This is a genomic window from Candidatus Accumulibacter contiguus, from assembly GCF_012940005.1.
In the GTDB taxonomy this organism is placed as follows: Bacteria; Pseudomonadota; Gammaproteobacteria; order Burkholderiales; family Rhodocyclaceae; genus Accumulibacter; species Accumulibacter contiguus.
In genome coordinates, this window is record NZ_SPMX01000109.1 from 1 (window position 1) to 2,836 (window position 2,836).

Annotated in this window: 2 protein-coding genes and 2 pseudogenes; 2 read left to right on the forward strand and 2 right to left on the reverse strand. The window is 59.6% G+C overall.

Annotation, left to right across the window (positions count from 1 at the left end):
* Together porA and E4Q08_RS23310 are read right to left on the reverse strand one after the other, a co-directional pair.
* Window positions 1-1,120 (reverse strand): pyruvate ferredoxin oxidoreductase (porA, locus tag E4Q08_RS23305; protein WP_169072167.1); only part of this gene is annotated, 1,120 nt, incomplete at its 3' end.
* Window positions 1,113-1,709 (reverse strand): 2-oxoacid:acceptor oxidoreductase family protein, encoded by a 597-nt coding sequence (locus tag E4Q08_RS23310; protein ID WP_034911090.1) that lies wholly within the window; start codon window positions 1,707-1,709, stop codon window positions 1,113-1,115. The genes E4Q08_RS23310 and porA, both read right to left, overlap by 8 nt.
* A gap of 114 nt (window positions 1,710-1,823) precedes the next feature.
* Here E4Q08_RS23310 and E4Q08_RS23315 point away from each other — a divergent pair.
* Together E4Q08_RS23315 and E4Q08_RS24200 are read left to right on the forward strand one after the other, a co-directional pair.
* Window positions 1,824-2,021 (forward strand): annotated as a pseudogene (locus E4Q08_RS23315) (alanyl-tRNA editing protein); the annotation flags it as partial.
* Between the two features lie 537 nt (window positions 2,022-2,558).
* A pseudogene (locus E4Q08_RS24200) lies at window positions 2,559-2,836 on the forward strand (hypothetical protein); the annotation flags it as partial.

Below are 2,836 nucleotides of genomic sequence, written 5' to 3' on the forward strand. Positions count from 1 at the left end.
GTTCGAGTTCGCCACGAGCGGCCTTGGCAAACAGCGCTCGCAGGGATTTGCGGGTGATCGCCCGCCCGCCGAGTCCGGCGACGACGGTATGGCCGTGCAACTGCAGGCCCGACATCGCCATGCGCACGTCGGTAGACAGGATGCCACCGATGCCGACGGCCAGGCTCTTCTCGAGCACCACCACGCGCTGCGCGTTCTGCAGTGCGGCACGGACGCTATCGATCGGGAAAGGCCGGTAGGAAGTGATTCCCAGCACGCCGATCTTCTCGCCGGCAGCACGCATTTCGTCGACGGTGTCCTTGATCGTTCCCAGCACCGAACCCATCGCCACGACAATGGTTTCGGCGTCGTCGGTCAGATACGAACGCGTCAGGCCGCCCGACTCACGACCGAATACCGTTTTGAACTGCTCGGCCATTTTCGGGATCAGTCCAAGAGCCTGCATCTGCTTGGCGTGCGCGAGGTAGCGGACCTCCGCGAAAGCCTCGGGGCCGACCATCGCGCCAATCGATACCGGTTCCTTGGGATCCAGCGCCTGACGGGGTTCGTAAGGCGGCAGGAAAGCGTCGACCTGCTCCTGGCTGGGAACGTCCACGCGCTCGTAAGCGTGCGTCAGGATGAAGCCGTCCATGCACACCATCACCGGCAGGCTGACTTCCTCTGCCAGCTTGAAGGCCTGGATGTGCAGATCGAGCGCTTCCTGGTTGGTTTCGGCAAACAACTGGATCCAGCCGCAGTCGCGTTGCGAGAGGGAATCCGAGTGATCGTTCCAGATGTTGATTGGTGCCCCGATGGCGCGGTTGGCAACGGTCATCACGATCGGCAGGCCGAGGCCGGAAGCGTTGAACACGGCTTCGACCATGAACAGCAGGCCCTGTGAAGCGGTGGCGGTGTAGGTGCGCGCACCGGTTGCCGATGAACCAATGGCGACGCTCATCGCGGCAAACTCGGACTCGACGTTGATGAACTCGCAGTTCTCGACCTCGCCGGCCTTGACCATCTCGCCCAGGCCTTCAACGATGTGCGTCTGCGGTGAAATGGGGTAGGCGCAGATCACCTCGGGCCGGCACAGGGCGACAGCCTCGGCAACGGCGTGTGAACCTTCAGTCTGCTTAAGCATGTGCGGCCTCCTGCTGACGTGCGCTTTCGATCTCGTCGAGGACAAACTGATAAGCCTCGGTTGCGGCAGCGATATTGTTGCTGGCCACCTTTTCGGAGAATTTGTCGTTGATCGCCATGATTACCGACTCCAGCCGGATGATCCCTGATGCTGCCGCAAAACCGGCGAGCAAGGGGACATTGGGCATTGGACGACCGACATGCTTGCGACTGAGATCGGTCGCCGGGACCGTGCACAATCTTTCCTTCGGCCAGTCGCGAAGGAAATCGCCGAGACCCAATTCGTCGAAACTGCGGGTGGTGTTGATCAGGATGTAACCGCCTTTTTTCAGGCCGGAGAAGACATCGACCTGGAACAGCAGCGTCGGATCCTGAATGATCAGGGCATCGGGTTCCATGATCGGTTCGCGCAGCCGGATTTCCTGGTCGGCGATGCGGCAGAAGGCGACGACCGGGGCTCCTGTACGTTCGGAACCGAAGCTCGGGAAGGCCTGTGCGTGGCGGCCTTCCTCAAACGCAGCAATAGACAACATCTCGGCAGCCGTCACCACACCCTGGCCGCCGCGACCGTGTATTCGGACTTGGAACATAATTCCTCCATTGGTTTACATCGTTCTTTCGACGTTCGCGCAGCATAGCTGAGTTCGAAGCTGATGAAAACAACGATACTGCGGCGTATGGCCGAACTTTCTTCCCGGAGAGCTGTCCTGGGGCGCAGCATGAGCGTGCAGCCACCGCGTGGCCTGGGTCGCGTGCGCGTCCTCGACATCGAGGGCGTCGACCTGCAGCCATGCGGAGGCACGCATGTGGCAAACACGGCCGAGGTCGGCTCCGTCGTCGTCACGAAGATTGAGAAGAAAAGCGCGATGACGCGGCGCGTCGTTCTCGGGTTCTCCGGGTAGCTGCAGTCGCCCTGGGGATTGCAGCCAGCCCGGCGACCCGGCCGCATGATCATGCGCTCATGGAGTCATGGATGCGCAGTGTTAGCCAGGCCGGGCATGTGTTGGATTATCGGAGTGACTGACCCGGCGAGTATGGATCTGGGACGATGAGGAACCTTCGGCCCGCCGCTGGCAGGCGTGGCACCATCACATGGCGCTGGTGATAATTACGGGAACCGCTCCCAAGGAGTCACCGAAACTCCATTTAAGAAACGTGATTTCACCTGGCTGAGGACATCCGTTTGGAGAGCCGCGAAATTGCCAAGGTCCGCCAATTCGTCGATCTCTTTCGGCCCGTCCAGGGAATAACTTCCCGGAGCTGTCATAGTGTTGACGCGGAGAAATCTAGGCTCGCTCACGAGAAGTCGAGCCAGTCGCAAGGACGACTCTTGCTGCACATTCATCAGAAGTTCGAGAATTCGGCTTCCCACTTAAAGCGGGACAGTCATGCTACCGATAGAGTCTGAGGATGAAGGGAGCTGAGGAGATGGGAACTGGTTGCCGCATCTCCTGTATCATCAGTTTTATGACAAAAAAAACTCTACGACTCAAGCCATACGGACAACCAGCCGCGTCATTTTTGCCGCACTTACAGACCAGGGAAAACGAAGCCTGCGTGCAGTGGGGGAATTAATTCATCGCCCGAAAAGCAGTGTTCATCGCCACCTGCAAGCGCAAGCCCGTAGGAACCGACATCCTGAATCGGGGTTTTGGGAAACCGAAGAGGGGGAGGCATGGCTGAGATTGCTGGTATTTGCTGTGCTGTACACGTTCGG

What these genes read in the sequence shown, in the direction of transcription:
- E4Q08_RS23310 (WP_034911090.1), bottom strand. Translation starts at nt 1,709, where the DNA reads ATGTTCCAAGTCCGAATACACGGTCGCGGCGGCCAGGGTGTGGTGACG.